The sequence below is a fragment of the Paenibacillus sp. P4_E11 genome, assembly GCF_056401635.1.
In genome coordinates, this window is sequence record NZ_JBFUIX010000553.1 from 1 (window position 1) to 1047 (window position 1047).

General features: G+C 48.1%; 1 protein-coding gene. It reads left to right on the plus strand.

Annotated elements, in window-relative coordinates; translation table 11 throughout:
• Positions 1 to 33: 33 nt before the first annotated feature.
• The coding region (locus tag AC1DWB_RS35990; RefSeq protein ID WP_477545842.1) for a DUF4838 domain-containing protein at positions 34 to 1047 on the plus strand (1014 nt) is incomplete at its 3' end.

Below are 1047 nucleotides of genomic sequence, written 5' to 3' on the forward strand. Positions count from 1 at the left end.
TAGAAAGTCAATGAGAGGAGCATGAGCTTGAAGATGAGAATGAATCATGTAAGTCAGTTGGCAAAGCTATTGGTGTTTGTTCTAACGGTATCCTTATTCGCACCAATCTTCACGGGATCGGTGCTTGGAAAGGAAAACCCCATATACCCATTTGGCACAGGGAACCAGGAGAGGGTACCCGGAGTTGACCTGGTTTACGGTGGTCAGGGGTATGCCGTTGTCATTACGTCCGTCTACGCGGATACAAGAACGATAACTGCCGCTCAGTCCTTGACTAATTATGTGTATCAATCCACGGGTGTGACGCTCCCTGTCATGACGGAAGCAAGCTATGTGGCAAATCCCACCCTTCAAGACAAAGCGCGTATCTATGTGGGAACGACGGGTGCAAGCAGTGATCCGGATGCGCTAGACAAGGTTGATGTGTTGGACGACGATGGATTCGTTATCCTCCCATACGAGAATACGATTACCATATTAGGCCCGACTGCATGGGGAACGGAGTTCGGTGTCTACGAATTTCTTGAACGTTATCTAGGTATTCGCTGGTTGTATCCAGGTGTGGACGGCGAGGATGTACCACAGCTAACGACTCTTGTTGTTCCATTTGGAGATGTCATCCAGGAGCCGACGTTCAAGAGTCGTGTATTCAGTCCGATCAATGAAGAGGGCAAAAGCAGCTATGCCGTACAGAACATGTGGTCGGAACGAAACCGCATGCACTATAGGGATAAGTTCCATCACAATTTATACAAGATGTTCCCGCCCTCCATATACGGAACCACCCATCCTGAATATTATCCGACGGTTCCAAGGGATGATACAGTAGGGGCTGGCTGGCAGCCATGTTTGACGAATGCCACAGCAACAGAAGCCATTGCTATTATCAATGCTTATTTCACGGAGAATCCGGTGGATACCTCATACTCTCTGGGTATTAATGACTCCGGCGGTTTTTGTGAAGAAGATCCGAAGGAAATATACTATCACTGGGTCAATCAGATTGTGGAGGCCGTACTACTAGTACATCCAGGCAAACAGTTCGGA